Genomic DNA, 13,680 nt, shown 5'->3' with positions numbered 1-13,680 from the left:
AGTATGCAACAGCCAGAGCTACCAGGCGGTTTTCAGAAGACCAACAGGGGACGCGTTACCGGGTTTGCAGGGCGGCCCTACGGCACGCCCAGCGGGTTGTGCGAGTCGAAGGGCGGAATGGCCAGGATGGGGCTGCTGCCGGACTCGGTGCTCAGCGAGTAGATGGACGGCGCCTGGTAGAGCGTGCCGGGCAGCTTGCGCAGGCCGTCGGGCGCCACCTGATAGCGGAAGATGGTGTCATACTCGGCAAAGTCGCGGCGCACGTCCACTTCCAGGTCGCGGATGATGCCGCCGTGGATGTCGTACACCCAGCCGTGCAGGTGCAGCGCCGCGCCCTGCCCGTGGGCGTTCTGCACCGCGACGGTCTGGTGCAGGTTGTAGACCTGCTCGATGACGTTGAGCTCCACTAAGCGGCGGTACTGCTCATCCTCGGTTTCGAGCGCGCCCAGCTCGTGCTGGTGGCGGTGCATCACCTCGCGCACACTGCCCAGCCAGCTGCTCACGGCGCCCGCGTCGGCGCTCTGCATGGCCTGCTGCACGCCCCGGCAGCCGTAGTGCCCGCACACGATGATGTGCTGAATCTGCAGCTCCTGCACCGCGTACTGCAGCACCGACATCAGGTTCAGGTCGGTGCTGACCACCAGGTTGGCCACGTTGCGGTGCACAAACACCTCACCGGGGGCCGTGCCGGTCATCTCACTCACCGACACGTGGTTGTCGGAGCAGCCGATAAACAGGAACTTCGGGGTTTGCTGGGCGGCGGCTTCGAAGAAGCGCGGGTTGCGGCGCAGCTTTTCGGCCACCCAGTTGCGGTTGTTCTGAAACAGCTTGTAGTAGGCCTCGAAGTCAGCTTCCTTGTTGCTGATGTGGGGCTGGGTGGCCAGGTTCTGGGCGTACTCGTCGCCCTGGCGCAGAAAGACCAGCTGGATGTTGCGCTGCCGGGCCGTTTCGCGGAAGTTCTCGATGGCGCTGAGCACGTCCCGGTCGATGAAGGCGGAGTTGGTGCCGTCGATTTCCACGGTGGTGTCGGCCGGAATGTCCTTGAGCACGGTCATGATGCTGGCCTTGTTCAAAAACGACACATGCTCGCCCAGGCTGATGCGCAGGTGGTCCTGGCCCTGCACCGAGTAGCGGTGGAAGAAGTGGGCGTTCTTGTAGGTTTCGCGCAGAATAAAGAACAGCCCCACCGCCGCGCCGATACCGATGCCGATAAGCAGGTCGGTCAGCAGAATGGCTACAATCGTGACGATGAAGGGCAGAAACTCGGTGAGGCCGGCCTGGAAGTGCTGGCGGAAGATGCTGATGCGGGCCAGCTTGTAGCCCGTAACGAGCAGAATGGCCGCCAGCGCCGCCCACGGCACCATATTCAGCAGGCCCGGAAACAGCACCACGCTCAGCAGCAGAAAGGTGCCGTGCAGCAGGGCCGCCAGCTTGGTGCGCCCGCCGGCGTTGATGCTCACCGAGCTGCGCACAATCACCGACGTCAGCGGCAGGCCGCCCAGCAGTCCGCTCACCAGGTTGCCGACGCCCTGGGCCTTCAGCTCCCGGTTGGTGGGCGTCTTGCGCTTGAGCGGGTCCAGCTCGTCGGTGGCTTCTACGGCCAGCAAAGCTTCCAGGCTGGCTACCAGGGCAATGGCAAAGGCGGTGGTGTAGACCTTGGGATTCAGCAGCTGGGAGAAATCGGGTAGGGTAAACAGGCCCGCAAACTCGGCCGCGCTGCGCGGCACCGGCAGCTGCACCAGATGGGTGCCCGCCAGCGCGTAGGCCGGATTGAGCAGGTAGGCCACGGCATTCAGCCCCACGCCCAGCACGATAACTATCAGCGCCGCCGGAATCTTGGCCAGCACGGCGTTGGTTTTGAAGAAGGGCCGCTCCCAGCTCAGCAGCACCGCCAGGCTGGCCAGCGCAATCACCAGGGCCGTGGGGTTAAACTCGCGGATGGCGTGGGTAAGCAGCGCGCCAATGTCGCCGCCGTCCCAGGGAAACAGCGCCAGCGACTCCACCGCGTCGGCATCGTAGCCCAGTACGTGCGGAATCTGCTTCAGAATCAGGATCAGGCCGATGGCGGCCAGCATGCCCTTGATGACCGACGAAGGAAAGAAGTTGCTGATGACGCCGGCCCGGGCCAGGCCCAGCAGCAGCTGCAGCAGGCCGGCCACGCAGATGGCGAGCTGCAGCACCTTGAAGGAGCCCAGGACTTCCAGCCCGCTCAGCACCACCATAATCAGCCCTGCTTCCGGCCCCGAGATGCTCACCGCCGACCGGCTCAGCGCGCCCACCACGAGGCCGCCCACGATACCGGCAATAATACCCGCAAACAGCGGCGCCCCCGAAGCCAGGGCAATGCCCAGGCACAGCGGCACGGCCACCAGAAACGACACCAGGCCGCCCTGCAGATCGTTTTTGAAGTAGGAGAAGTCCCTGCTGCGGGGTTTGACGGAGGCAGTCGACATAGACTTGGGAAAAGGCATGGGGGTTCCGGCGCGGCCCGAAAGCCGCGAAAAGCAGGAGAGCAGGCAGAAAGAGCAGCCCGGGTCAGTCCGACGGGCCGGCCGCGCCCGCAGCGCGGTGGGACAGGGCTTCCAGGAGGGTTCCGCTGACAGAATCCGCGGCGGAATCAGGTGGTTGAAGTTTCTACGACAAAGGTAGAGGCCCGGCCAATAGGGGGAATTAAAGCCGTATTATAAGGTTATTAGAAGTTTGTTAAAAGGATATTAGAGAACGATAAGAGGAACATTAGAACAACAGATATGCAGCAGGAGGCCGAAGCTCCGGGAGAAGATCGGACAAAGCAAGATTCATTCGGAAGCGCCCGACTGAAACTGTGCTGGAAGCTACCGCAGATGATTCAGGCGTAGACACCAGCACGAATCCAGGGCTGCCAACGGGGTGGTAGTAAATTGATGTTCGATCAGCCGCCGGTATTCGGGTAGGCAGCCAGCTACCTGCTGACCGGCCACAAGGGTCCTGATGACGCTTTCCGGGTCTTTATCGACCCGTCTGAAGTCAAGCTGTAGTCTTCGTAGCGGCGGTGCCGTGAGCCAGTAATACTCAAGCAGAGGATTGTAACGCTCGTACACGAATACTACCCTCCGCGACAGTAAGGCGACCGTGTCAAGATGGGTCAGCGCTTGGCCATACTGCTGGAAGGCCGCCAGAGGGGCAACCGCCGCCTTATGGTGCCGCTGAACAACATCAATACCGGCTGAAAAGCTAATGGTAGCGAAAGCAAGCACAAGCCAGCGTCTGGGAAAATAGCTGCCCAGGCTTACGGCCCAGCTACCAAGAGCTAACGCTATCATGGGGTAGGCGTGTACGATATACCAAGGCATGCGAGTTTGGGTAATGCATCCTACCACGAGTAAAGTCCCTATTTGCCACAAAGCGAATAGTAATATCTGCGGCGGCTTGAAGCCAGCCCGGAAGCTGCTGGCAAGGAGAAAGAGGGCCAGGATAGTCCAAGCTCCAATGCCCTGGCGGAGTACCGGAAAATAAAACCACCATTTGGTTGGTCCAGTCAGCGGCAACAGGGCAGCGCCAGCCCAGTCATAAAATAGCGTGAAATGTAAGTAGCCAGGGTAGGCTACCTCCCGGATTATATAAAATGCGGCTAGCGGAAGAAAGGCTCCGGACAGCACCGCCCAAAAACGTCTGGAACGGAGTACGGCGGCGTGGTATCGGCAGGTATAGAATAATAGGCCGGGCAGGGGCACCAAGGCCGCGGAGCACTTTATCAAAAGCGCAGTTGCTAGGGCAAGACCGAACAGTAGTAAGTGATGCCGTTTCGAATGCTGTGTGTAGACATACCAGCTGAGGCAATACGTAGCCGTCATTAACGCCAGTAAGGCGTCATAGTCTCCGGTACGTGCTACATGAGTTCCATTAAAGCCGGGCATGGTTGCCAGCACTATGGCAGCACTTATGCCGACCCATGGCTTGCGTAAGACCTTCCAGGAAAAGACGAGCAGCAACGCCGTGGTGAGCGAGGCCGCAAGAGCCGCCGGCAGCCGGTGCGACCAAGCTGAGACACCCCAGACAGTGTAGCACAATGCCTGTAGAACAGGCATGAGAGGCGGCTTGGTGTTTAGGGTATCGGGGTATCTGCCATAATACATTACCAGCCAGTCGTGGCGGACAAGAATGTTCAGGGCATTAATTGCCAAGCGCGACTCATCCCAAAACTGCAAAGGTTGTTTTCCAAGGCTATGCAGGAAAAGCCATGCCAGCACTGCTGCTAGGAAAAGCAACAAACAGGCTTTAACAGGGGGCTTTTGGTAAGCGGTAAGAAGTGTCTTTAGAAATGACTGCACAGTCTTGCTCTCTTAACTTTATTCAAATAAAATAGTGCTCAAGCAGAAACGGTGCAGTGGTATGCCGGCGAATGCCAAAAAGCCGGGGCAGGAAAATGAATTCCCTACCCCGGCTTTTCGGCATTAAACGCTGAACGCTGCTTACGCTGCCCGCAGCTGCTTCAGCGGCGACTTCTCGAACTTGCTCTGGGCATAGTCCAGATCAATCACCAGCTCCTTCACGTCGGCTTCCGACGGGATGTCGAACATGGCGTCGGTCATGATGCTCTCGCAGATGCTGCGCAGGCCGCGGGCGCCGAGGCGGTACTCGTCGGCTTTCACCACGATGTACTCCAGGGCTTCCTCGGTGAAGGTCAGCTCCACGCCTTCCATCTCGAAGAGGCGATTGTACTGCTTCACAATCGAGTTTTTTGGCTCGGTCAGGATTTTGCGCAGCGTGGCGTGGTCGAGCGGGTTGAGGTGGGTGAGCACCGGCAGGCGGCCAATGAGCTCCGGAATCAGGCCGAAAGCTTTCAGGTCCATGGCCGTCACGTAGCGCAGGAAGTTGTTGGTGTCCACCTTGTCGTCGAGCAGCGTCTTGGCGAAGCCCATGGGCTTGGTGTTCAGCCGGCTCTTGATGATGCGCTCGATGCCCACGAAGGCGCCGCCGCAGATGAACAGGATGTTCTCGGTATTCACCGTAATCATCTTCTGCTCGGGGTGCTTGCGGCCGCCGTGCGGGGGCACGTTCACCGTGGTGCCTTCGAGCAGTTTCAGCATGGCCTGCTGCACGCCTTCGCCGCTCACGTCGCGGGTGATGCTGGGGTTGTCGCTCTTACGGGCAATCTTATCTACTTCGTCGATGTAAACGATGCCGCGCTCGGCGGCTTCCACGTTGTAGTCGGCGGCCTGGAGCAGGCGGGTCAGGATGCTTTCCACGTCCTCGCCCACGTAGCCGGCCTCGGTGAGCACCGTGGCATCGGCGATGCAGAAGGGCACCTGCAGAATGTTGGCCAGCATCTTGGCCAAAAAGGTCTTGCCCGTGCCGGTTTCGCCCACCATCATGATGTTCGACTTCTCAATCACCACGTCGTCCTTGGTCGAGGGCTTCTGCTGCATCAGGCGCTTGTAGTGGTTGTACACGGCCACCGACATCACCTTCTTGGCTTCGTCCTGGCCCACCACGTACTGGTCGAGGTAGTCCTTCATCTCGCGCGGCTTCACGAGGTTGAACTTCGGCGTCTTCGAGTTCGAGCGAATCTTGTTCTCCTCGTTCAGGATTTGCTGGGCCTGCCCCACGCACCGCTCACAGATGTGGGCATTGATGCCGGAAATCATGACCGTGACGTCTTTTTTGCTCTTACCGCAGAAGGAGCACGTTATATCTGCCATTGCTAGGACTCTCAGAAAAAGGGGAGGGAAGCCGGATTTTGGTCCAACTACCTCAAAGGTACAAAAAGGCCAACGCCCCGCACGCGGAAAAAAGTTGCGTTTACAGGGGCTTCTACCCGTAAAGAATCGAAAGCCCACCCCCGGGTTGCAATCCGAAGGTGGGCTTTTTAATTCCATAAGCACGTCATGCTTGATCCGGCGTCCGCGCAGTCGAAGCATCTCGCGTGGCGTCGTCTGAGTAGTAATCCAACGTCAGCACGCGAGTTTCCTCGGCTTCGCTCGGAATGACGTTCTGATGTGGGCAGGGGAAAAACAGCCTACGCTACTTTCTTCTCCAGCACTTCGTCAATCAGGCCGTACTCCTTGGCTTCGTCGGCGCGCATCCAGTAGTCACGGTCGGAGTTGTCGTGGATTTCCTGGTAGGTTTTGCCGGTGTGCTGGGCCAGGATGTCGTAGAGCTCCTTCTTGAGCTTGAGAATCTCGCGGGCCGTGATTTCGATATCCGACGACTGGCCTTGGGCGCCACCCGAGGGTTGGTGAATCATGACGCGGGCGTGGGGGAGGGCCGAACGTTTGTCCTTGGCCCCGCCAGCCAGCAGCACGGCGCCCATCGAGGCGGCCAGGCCGGTGCAGATGGTAGCTACATCCGGACCCACGTACTGCATGGTGTCGTAGATGCCGAGGCCGGCATATACCGAGCCGCCGGGCGAGTTGATGTAGAGCAGAATGTCCTTCTTGGCATCGGCCGACTCCAGGAAGAGGAGCTGGGCGGTGATGATGTTGGCAATATAATCGTCGACGGCCGTACCCAGGAACACGATGCGGTCCATGATGAGGCGGGAGAAGACGTCGATTTCGGCGAAGCGCGTGGGGCGCTCCTCAATCACGGAGCGGGTCATGCCCGTGGGCAGCATCATCCCGGAGCGGACCTGGCCTTCAACGTGGTTCAGGTACTGGTCCACGCCCAGACCACTGAGGCCCTGGCCTTTGACGGCGAACTTGCGGAATTCTTGTTTATTCAGCATGATGAAAAAGTAGTGGGGGAGAAGTTGAGAGCGAAACCGGAGGGCAACAAAAAAGCCCTCACGGCAAGTAAGGGCTTTTTTGTTGGTTTGAAAACCGAAACGCTAAGCGTTAGCCAGCGTTCTGAGTCCGGAAGTCCTCGGCCGAAATCGGGTTGTCATTAACAACAACTTTGCCGCGCAGGTTTTCGATGACTTTCTCTGCCAGAATGGCTTCATACTCGCTCACGTAGTTTTTGCCGTTCTCCTGGCGCAGGAAGTTGTCGGCGAAGCCGCGCACGGACTCCTCCAGCTCGGCGCTGATTTCGGGCAGGTTGAACTGGCCCATGATCTTCTGCATGGTGCGGTCCACGATTTCGTCGTTCGACACCTTCAGGCCCTGCTCTTCCACCACCTTGTTGCGGATCATCGACCACTTCAGCTCCCGCTCGTAGTCGGTGTAGTGCTCCTCGATCTGCTCGGCGGTCAGCTTGCCTTCGTTGGCGCGCAGCAGCCACTTCTTGAAGAACTCGGTCGGAATCTGGATGGTGGTGGCTTCTACCATCTTGTCGATGATCTGACGGTTCACGAAGCCGTCGGCTTCGCGGTCGTAGTTCTCCTGGATGGTTTCGCGCACCTTGCTGTCGAAGTCTTCCGACGAGGTCACGATGTCCTTGCCGAATACTTTGTCGAACAGCTCCTGGTTCAGCTCGGGCTTCTCGGTGCGGTTGATTTTCTCCACCGTCAGGGTGTAGTCGCCGCTCACGCTGCCGGCTTCCTCTTTGGAAAGGCCTGAGAACGAAGCAATGGCGGCCGCGTCGCCCCCGAAGGCTTCGCTCAGATCAAACGTAACCGCGTCGGCCGGCTTCACGCCCACGAATTTCTCCGCGCCGCTTTTCACCTTGCTGATGGGCATCAGCACGGGCCGCTCGGAAGCCTCGTCGTCGGCCTTTTTCAGCTTGCCGTAGAGGAAGTCACCTGCCTCCGAAACCTCGGGGTTGGTGCTTTCGCCAAACTGGCGGTTGATCTGGTCGTAGGTTTCGGTCAGCGTGCTCTCGTCGATGCTGACCTGGTGGCGGTCCACGTTCAGGGTCTGGTCGGCGGGCAGCGCGAAGTCGGGCAGCAGGCCCAGCTCAAACTTGAAGGCAAACTCCTTCTGGGTGTCGAAATCGATGTTGTCGGCAGGCTGGGGCAGGGGCTCCCCGAGGATCTTGATGTTGTTGTCCTTGATGTAGCCATCCACGGCTTTGCCCAGCATACCGTTGATTTCCTCCACCAGGATGCCTTTGCCATACATCTTGCGCACGAGTGCCACGGGCACTTTACCCGGCCGGAACCCTTTGATTTGCGCCTTCTTGCTGTAGTCTTTCAGCTTGTTTTCCACGGTAGCCGCGTAGTCAGCCTCCGTCAGGTGGACTGTCAGGATGGCACTAAGCTGGTCGTCGTTTTTGTCGAGGGTGATATTCAAAACGGGTCGTCGGTTAAGGGTAACAGAGGAAAGCAGCCGGCCGGAGCCGGGAAAAAGAAACCCCCAACGGATGGGTTGAGGGCGCTTTATGCAGTAAGAAAATTCAAAAAGTGCGGATAGAGGGACTCGAACCCACACGCCTTGCGGCACCAGATCCTAAATCTGGCACGTCTACCAATTTCGCCATATCCGCAGGTGAGGCCGTCTGCCTCGGGGGCGCAAAGCTACGCAAGCAATACGAAAATTCAAACCCGGGCCCAAACTGAGTTGAGGGCATCCCCGCCGCCGGGCCCTGCTGTCGTAGCCTCCCGTTCTTTTTCGGGAAGCTACGACACAACAGGAGTAGCCTGCAGAAAAATAAATCGAAGCTACTCCTGCCGGGGCGTAGCTTCTGAATTATTTGCGGATGGGTACGACATGCTGGGCCGCCGGCGGCGCCGGGCGGGAGCCGAAGAACGCGCCGGTTGCAAACGGCCATTGGCGCTATTTTGCCGGTTCCGGTGTTATAAAAAAGACTTTCCTCCCCCAAACCCCGGCCGGGCCGTAGTACTTTCGTACCGTACACTCAGTCTTTGGTGCCCCTGCGGCACCGCCCCGCACCATGGCAACCCTTATCGACCCCGAAGTTGAGCGCAACGAGATTCTGCGGCAGTACCGCCGCCTGCTGCGCACGGCTAAGCCCTACCTGTCCGGCAACGACGCCAAGCTGATCAAAAAGGCCTTCAACACGTCGTTGGAGGCCCACAAGGAAATGCGCCGCAAGTCCGGGGAGCCCTACATTCTGCACCCGCTGGCCGTGGCCCAGATTGTGGTGGAGGAAATCGGGCTGGGCACGACCAGCATCGTGGCGGCCCTGCTGCACGACGTGGTGGAAGACACGCCCTGGGAAATTGCCGATGTGGAGCGGGAGTTCGGCACCAAGGTGGCCCGCATCGTGGACGGGCTGACCAAGATTTCGGGCGTATTCGAGTACGGCACCAGTGAGCAGGCCGAGAACTTCCGCAAGATGCTGCTCACGCTCAGCGAAGACGTGCGCGTGATTCTGATCAAGCTCGCCGACCGCCTGCACAACATGCGGACCCTGGACTCGATGCCCCGGCACAAGCAGCTCAAGATTGCCTCCGAAACCATTTACCTCTATGCCCCGCTGGCCCACCGCCTCGGCCTCTACGCCATCAAAAGCGAGCTGGAGGACCTCTACCTGAAGTACACCGACACGGAGGTGTTCAACGAGCTGACCAACAAAGTCCGCCAGAGCCGCGGGGCCCGCAACCGCTTCATCAAGGAGTTTGTGGCCCCCGTCGATGAGGAGCTGAAGGCCCAGGGGTTTGCCTTCGAAATCAAGGGCCGGCCCAAGAGCATCTACTCTATCTTAAAGAAGATGCGCAAGCAGAACGTGACCTTCGACGAGGTGTACGACCTGTTTGCCATCCGCGTGATTCTGGACGTGCCGCCGGAGCAGGAGAAAGCCGCCTGCTGGCAGGTCTACAGCATCGTCACCGACTTTTATCAGCCCAACCCCGACCGCCTGCGCGACTGGGTGAGCACGCCCAAGGCCAACGGCTACGAGAGCCTGCACACCACCGTCATGTCGCGTACGGGGCAGTGGGTGGAAGTGCAGATCCGCAGCCGCCGCATGGACGACATTGCCGAGAAAGGCTACGCCGCCCACTGGAAGTACAAGGATACCGGCGTGCCCCAGCCCGAATCGACGCTGGAAGCCTGGATTGCCAAGGTGCGCGAGATGCTGGAAACCAACAACTCCAGCGCCCTGGAATTCATGGACGAGTTCCGGCAGAACCTGTTCGTGAAGGAAGTCTACGCCTTTACGCCCAAGGGCAAGCTGATCATCCTGCCCGAAAAGTCCACGGCCCTGGACTTCGCCTTCGAAATTCACACCCACATCGGCATGCAGTGCCTGGGGGCCAAAGTCAACCAGAAGCTCCAGCCCCTGAGCTACCAGCTGCACAACGGGGACCAGATCGAGATTCTGACCTCCCAGAAGCAGAAGCCCACCGAGGAGTGGCTGCAGTACGTGAGTACCGCCAAGGCCCGCAACAAGATTCGCGAGTACCTGCGCGACGACAAGCGCAACAAGGCGGAGGACGGTCGTTACTTGGTAGAAAAGCGCTTGGAGCTGCTCGGCGTAGCCAATACGCCCGACAACCTGAGCCGGCTGTTTGCCCACTTCAACATCTTCAACTCCCAGGATTTCTTCTACCGCCTCGCCATCGGCCAGATCGACGGGCGCGAAATCAAGGAAAGCCTGTTCGACCCCGCCATCGACCCGCCGCGGATGCCCTCCATTCTCGAGCCTAAGACGTTCGACAAGGAAGTGCAGAAAATCCGGGGCGTGCGGGCCGACATGCTCGTTATCGGCGAGCATACCGACAAGTTCGACTACACCATCGCGCCCTGCTGCAACCCGATTCCCGGCGACGACGTGTTCGGCTTCGAAACCGACGGGGGCATCGTTATTCACCGCACATCGTGCCCGAAAGCCGTCAGCATGATGTCGAACTACGGCAACCGCATCGTGCGCGCCAAGTGGACCGACCAGCTGGAGCTGGCTTTCCTGGCCGGCATCCGCATCCAGGGCTCCGACCGGGTAGGCCTCGTCAACGACGTGACCAAAATCATCAGTACCAGCCTGAAAGTAAACATGCGCTCCATCACCATCGACTCCAACGACGGGATGTTCGAGGGCCAGATCATCGTCTACGTCAACGACACCAGCCACCTCACCAAGCTCATCCAGCGCCTGAGCAAGGTCAGCGGCGTGCTGCTGGTTGAGCGGTTCGACAGTTAAGCTCAAAAGAGTTTAAAAAGTCCTAGCTGGTACAAAAAGCCAGGCCATTAGAACGTCATTCCGAGCGAAGTCGAGGAGTTTCTACCGCTTCGTTGAATTACTAAGCCAAGCGGTTCCAAACGAGATGTCTCGGCTTTGCTCGGCATGAGAATCGGGTAGGTTTTCATCAGCTCTTTCTCACAAACCGCCCCTCACCCAGTTGTAGCACTTCCGGCTTAGCTGACGACTGCAGGCCGAAATGCCTGCTATTTCTACTTACCTTTACCACTCCTTATATAGAGGGTTACAAAATGCTAGATAAAGAAAAGTTTGAGGAGGTCCGGAAAATCTTCACCGCCTACCTCGAGAACAAAGGCCTGCGAAAGACCTCGGAGCGCTACGCCATTCTGGAGGAAATATACTCCCGCACCGGTCACTTCGACGTGGAAGAACTGTTTGCCGGCATGAAGGAGCAGGGCCTGCAGGTCAGTCGCGCCACGGTCTACAACACCCTCGATCTGCTGGTCGAGCATGGTCTGGTGAGCAAGCACCAGTTCGGCCGCAACCTGGCCCAGTACGAGAAGAGCTACGGCTACCGCCAGCACGACCACGTCATCTGCACCGAGTGTCATAAAGTCGTTGAATTCTGCGACCCGCGCATTCACGGCATCCAGACGATGGTCGGGGAGCTTTTGAATTTCCATATCTTGCACCACTCTTTAAACCTCTACGGCGTCTGCGGCGATTGTCGCGCCAAAGCCGCCGCGCACGCAGCCAGCGCATGAAAACTGAATCCTCTGTAAGCAACGGCATTCTGCACGTTGCTCTTTCCGGCGACCTGATCGGCAGCCCCGACACCCAGCAGCTGCTCCAGTCCGTCGACGAGCACCTCGGCGAGTCCGTGATGCTCTGCGCCATCGATCTGTCGGGTGTGCGCTACATCAACAGCACCGGCATCGGCGTGCTGGTGTCGCTGCTCACCAAGTTCCGCAGCCGCGGGGGCGAGCTGGTGCTCATCAACCCCGCCGACCACCCCAAAAAGATGCTGGCCCTGACCAAGCTCAACGCCATTTTCACGGTTGCCGAAAGCGAATCGGCCGCCGCCGAGTTACTTAAAACCCCGCACTAATGCCCGTAGACGTACTAGTAGGCCTCCAGTGGGGCGATGAAGGCAAAGGCAAGATTGTCGATGTCCTGGCTCCCACCTACGACGTAGTAGCCCGCTTTCAGGGTGGCCCCAATGCCGGCCACACCCTCACCTTCGACGGAATGAAGCACGTGCTGCACCAGGTTCCGTCCGGTATTTTTCACCCGCACATTATCAATGTAGTTGGCAATGGGGTGGTGTTCGACCCCGTCGTTTTCCGATTGGAGCTGGAAAAGCTCCAGGCCCGGGGGGTAGATGGTACCCGAAACCTTTACATCTCCAAAAAGGCTCAGCTCATTTTGCCGTCGCATCGCGCCCTCGACCGGATCCTGGAAGAGGCCCGGGGCGGCGGCAAAATTGGTTCTACCCTCAAGGGAATCGGCCCCACCTACCAGGACAAAATCGGCCGCACCGGCCTGCGCATCGGCGACGTGCTGCTCCCGGATTTCAAGGAGCGGTACGCCGAAGCCGTAGCCCGCCACGCCACGCTGGCGGCCTTCCACAACAAGGAGCTGGAAATCGAGGCATTCGAAGCCGACTTCTTCTCCGCCATCGACTATCTGCGCACCCTCAACCTCACCGATACCGAGTATCTGCTAAACGACCTGCTTAAGCAGGGGAAGCGGATTCTGGCCGAAGGTGCCCAGGGCTCGTTGCTGGATATTGATTTCGGCACGTATCCCTTCGTCACCTCCTCCAGCACCGTCGTCGCCGGCGCCTGCACCGGTCTTGGCATTGCCCCCCGGCATATTGATAAGGTTTTCGGTATTACCAAGGCTTACTGCACCCGCGTGGGCAGCGGCCCTTTCCCGACGGAACTGCACGACGAGGTGGGGGAGCAGATCCGGACCGCCGGCCGCGAGTTCGGCGCTACCACCGGTCGCCCCCGCCGCTGCGGCTGGATTGATCTGCCCGCCCTGCGCTATACCATCATGCTCAACGGCGTCTCGGAGCTGCACCTGATGAAAGCCGATGTGCTCGACGAGTTCGACGAAATTCGGGTCTGCACGCACTACCGCAACCCGGAAGGCCAGGAAACCGACCAGCTTCCCGACCTCGGTGCTCTGCAAACGATGCAGCCCGTGTATACCACGCTACCCGGCTGGAAGACGAATCTGCAAAGTATCACGGCTCCTGATGCCCTGCCGGAAGCGTTGAAATCGTACCTGCGCTTTCTAGAACAGCATCTGCAGGTGCCCATTCACATCGTCAGCGTCGGCCCGGACCGGGTCAGCACCATCCATTTGAACTAAGCCAGCATTGCCTGAAAGCCGGGGCTACTGACAAGTAGCCCCGGCTTTTTGCTTTTGATGCTACGGATAGCAACGAGTACTACGGAGAACAGTAAAATATCTTGAAAGGCATCTGGTGTAGGCTAATAACGCTAAGGAGTTGCTTGTCAGGGGTGGTACAATGCGTTACATGCTTGACTGAGGAGAGGCGGGAAGTAAATAAGGAAGGCAAGCTTGCATAGTCCAAAACTTGCTCCTACTTTTGCACTCCCAAACCGGACCGCGGCAGGGCGCTACTTCCTGCTTCGCCTGCATTTCAGGACCGGCCTCTGCGGGGGAGGGGGTTGAAAAAAAGAGTTGGGT

9 protein-coding genes and 1 tRNA gene are annotated in these 13,680 nt (G+C 59.0%); 4 read left to right on the top strand and 6 right to left on the bottom strand.

What is annotated here, in order from left to right; genetic code table 11:
• Positions 1–77: 77 nt before the first annotated feature.
• From ABD842_RS00090 to ABD842_RS00065, 6 genes are all read right to left on the bottom strand, one after another.
• Complete coding sequence (locus ABD842_RS00090) at positions 78–2,453, bottom strand: SulP family inorganic anion transporter (RefSeq protein ID WP_345108284.1); 2,376 nt, start codon at positions 2,451–2,453, stop codon at positions 78–80.
• 381 nt (positions 2,454–2,834) lie between these two features.
• Complete coding sequence (locus tag ABD842_RS00085) at positions 2,835–4,310, bottom strand: ArnT family glycosyltransferase (protein WP_345108281.1); 1,476 nt, start codon at positions 4,308–4,310, stop codon at positions 2,835–2,837.
• A 141-nt stretch (positions 4,311–4,451) separates the two neighbouring features.
• A complete protein-coding gene (gene clpX, locus ABD842_RS00080; RefSeq protein ID WP_345072266.1) occupies positions 4,452–5,681 on the bottom strand; it encodes an ATP-dependent Clp protease ATP-binding subunit ClpX in 1,230 nt (409 codons plus the stop codon).
• Positions 5,682–5,998: 317 nt separating this feature from the next.
• Entirely contained in the window at positions 5,999–6,706 is a 708-nt protein-coding gene (locus tag ABD842_RS00075; protein WP_135499643.1) for a ClpP family protease, read from the bottom strand.
• A 109-nt stretch (positions 6,707–6,815) separates the two neighbouring features.
• Complete coding sequence (gene tig, locus ABD842_RS00070; protein ID WP_345108278.1) at positions 6,816–8,150, bottom strand: trigger factor; 1,335 nt, start codon at positions 8,148–8,150, stop codon at positions 6,816–6,818.
• 111 nt (positions 8,151–8,261) lie between these two features.
• Positions 8,262–8,343: transfer RNA gene (locus tag ABD842_RS00065), tRNA-Leu, on the bottom strand.
• 408 nt (positions 8,344–8,751) lie between these two features.
• Here ABD842_RS00065 and ABD842_RS00060 point away from each other — a divergent pair.
• The 4 genes from ABD842_RS00060 to ABD842_RS00045 all read left to right on the top strand — a co-directional run bounded on the left by ABD842_RS00060 (position 8,752) and on the right by ABD842_RS00045 (position 13,338).
• Positions 8,752–10,959, top strand: coding sequence for a RelA/SpoT family protein (locus tag ABD842_RS00060; protein WP_345108275.1), 2,208 nt, complete (start codon positions 8,752–8,754; stop codon positions 10,957–10,959).
• 290 nt (positions 10,960–11,249) lie between these two features.
• Positions 11,250–11,723, top strand: coding sequence for a Fur family transcriptional regulator (locus tag ABD842_RS00055; RefSeq protein WP_345108272.1), 474 nt, complete (start codon positions 11,250–11,252; stop codon positions 11,721–11,723).
• Positions 11,720–12,067 carry an STAS domain-containing protein gene (locus tag ABD842_RS00050; protein ID WP_345108270.1) on the top strand — a complete coding sequence of 116 codons (348 nt, stop codon included), beginning with the start codon at positions 11,720–11,722 and terminating at the stop codon, positions 12,065–12,067. Before ABD842_RS00055 ends, ABD842_RS00050 begins: the two co-directional genes overlap by 4 nt.
• Positions 12,067–13,338: an adenylosuccinate synthase gene (locus ABD842_RS00045; protein ID WP_345108267.1), complete on the top strand. Its 1,272-nt coding sequence runs from the start codon at positions 12,067–12,069 to the stop codon at positions 13,336–13,338. The genes ABD842_RS00050 and ABD842_RS00045 overlap by 1 nt, the downstream gene beginning before the upstream one ends.
• Positions 13,339–13,680 lie beyond the last annotated feature (342 nt).

Origin of the sequence: Hymenobacter algoricola (genome assembly GCF_039539525.1) — a bacterium.
Taxonomy (GTDB): Bacteria; Bacteroidota; Bacteroidia; order Cytophagales; family Hymenobacteraceae; genus Hymenobacter; species Hymenobacter algoricola.
This window is presented reverse-complemented; position numbering and strand designations above follow the sequence as displayed.

Bases quoted from the DNA above. Each gene is read 5' to 3' on its own strand.
- ABD842_RS00050 (WP_345108270.1), top strand. From the start codon at position 11,720: ATGAAAACTGAATCCTCTGTAAGCAACGGCATTCTGCACGTTGCTCTT.
- ABD842_RS00090 (WP_345108284.1), bottom strand. From the start codon at position 2,453: ATGTCGACTGCCTCCGTCAAACCCCGCAGCAGGGACTTCTCCTACTTC.
- ABD842_RS00055 (WP_345108272.1), top strand. From the start codon at position 11,250: ATGCTAGATAAAGAAAAGTTTGAGGAGGTCCGGAAAATCTTCACCGCC.
- clpX (WP_345072266.1), bottom strand. From the start codon at position 5,681: ATGGCAGATATAACGTGCTCCTTCTGCGGTAAGAGCAAAAAAGACGTC.
- ABD842_RS00060 (WP_345108275.1), top strand. From the start codon at position 8,752: ATGGCAACCCTTATCGACCCCGAAGTTGAGCGCAACGAGATTCTGCGG.
- ABD842_RS00045 (WP_345108267.1), top strand. From the start codon at position 12,067: ATGCCCGTAGACGTACTAGTAGGCCTCCAGTGGGGCGATGAAGGCAAA.
- ABD842_RS00075 (WP_135499643.1), bottom strand. From the start codon at position 6,706: ATGCTGAATAAACAAGAATTCCGCAAGTTCGCCGTCAAAGGCCAGGGC.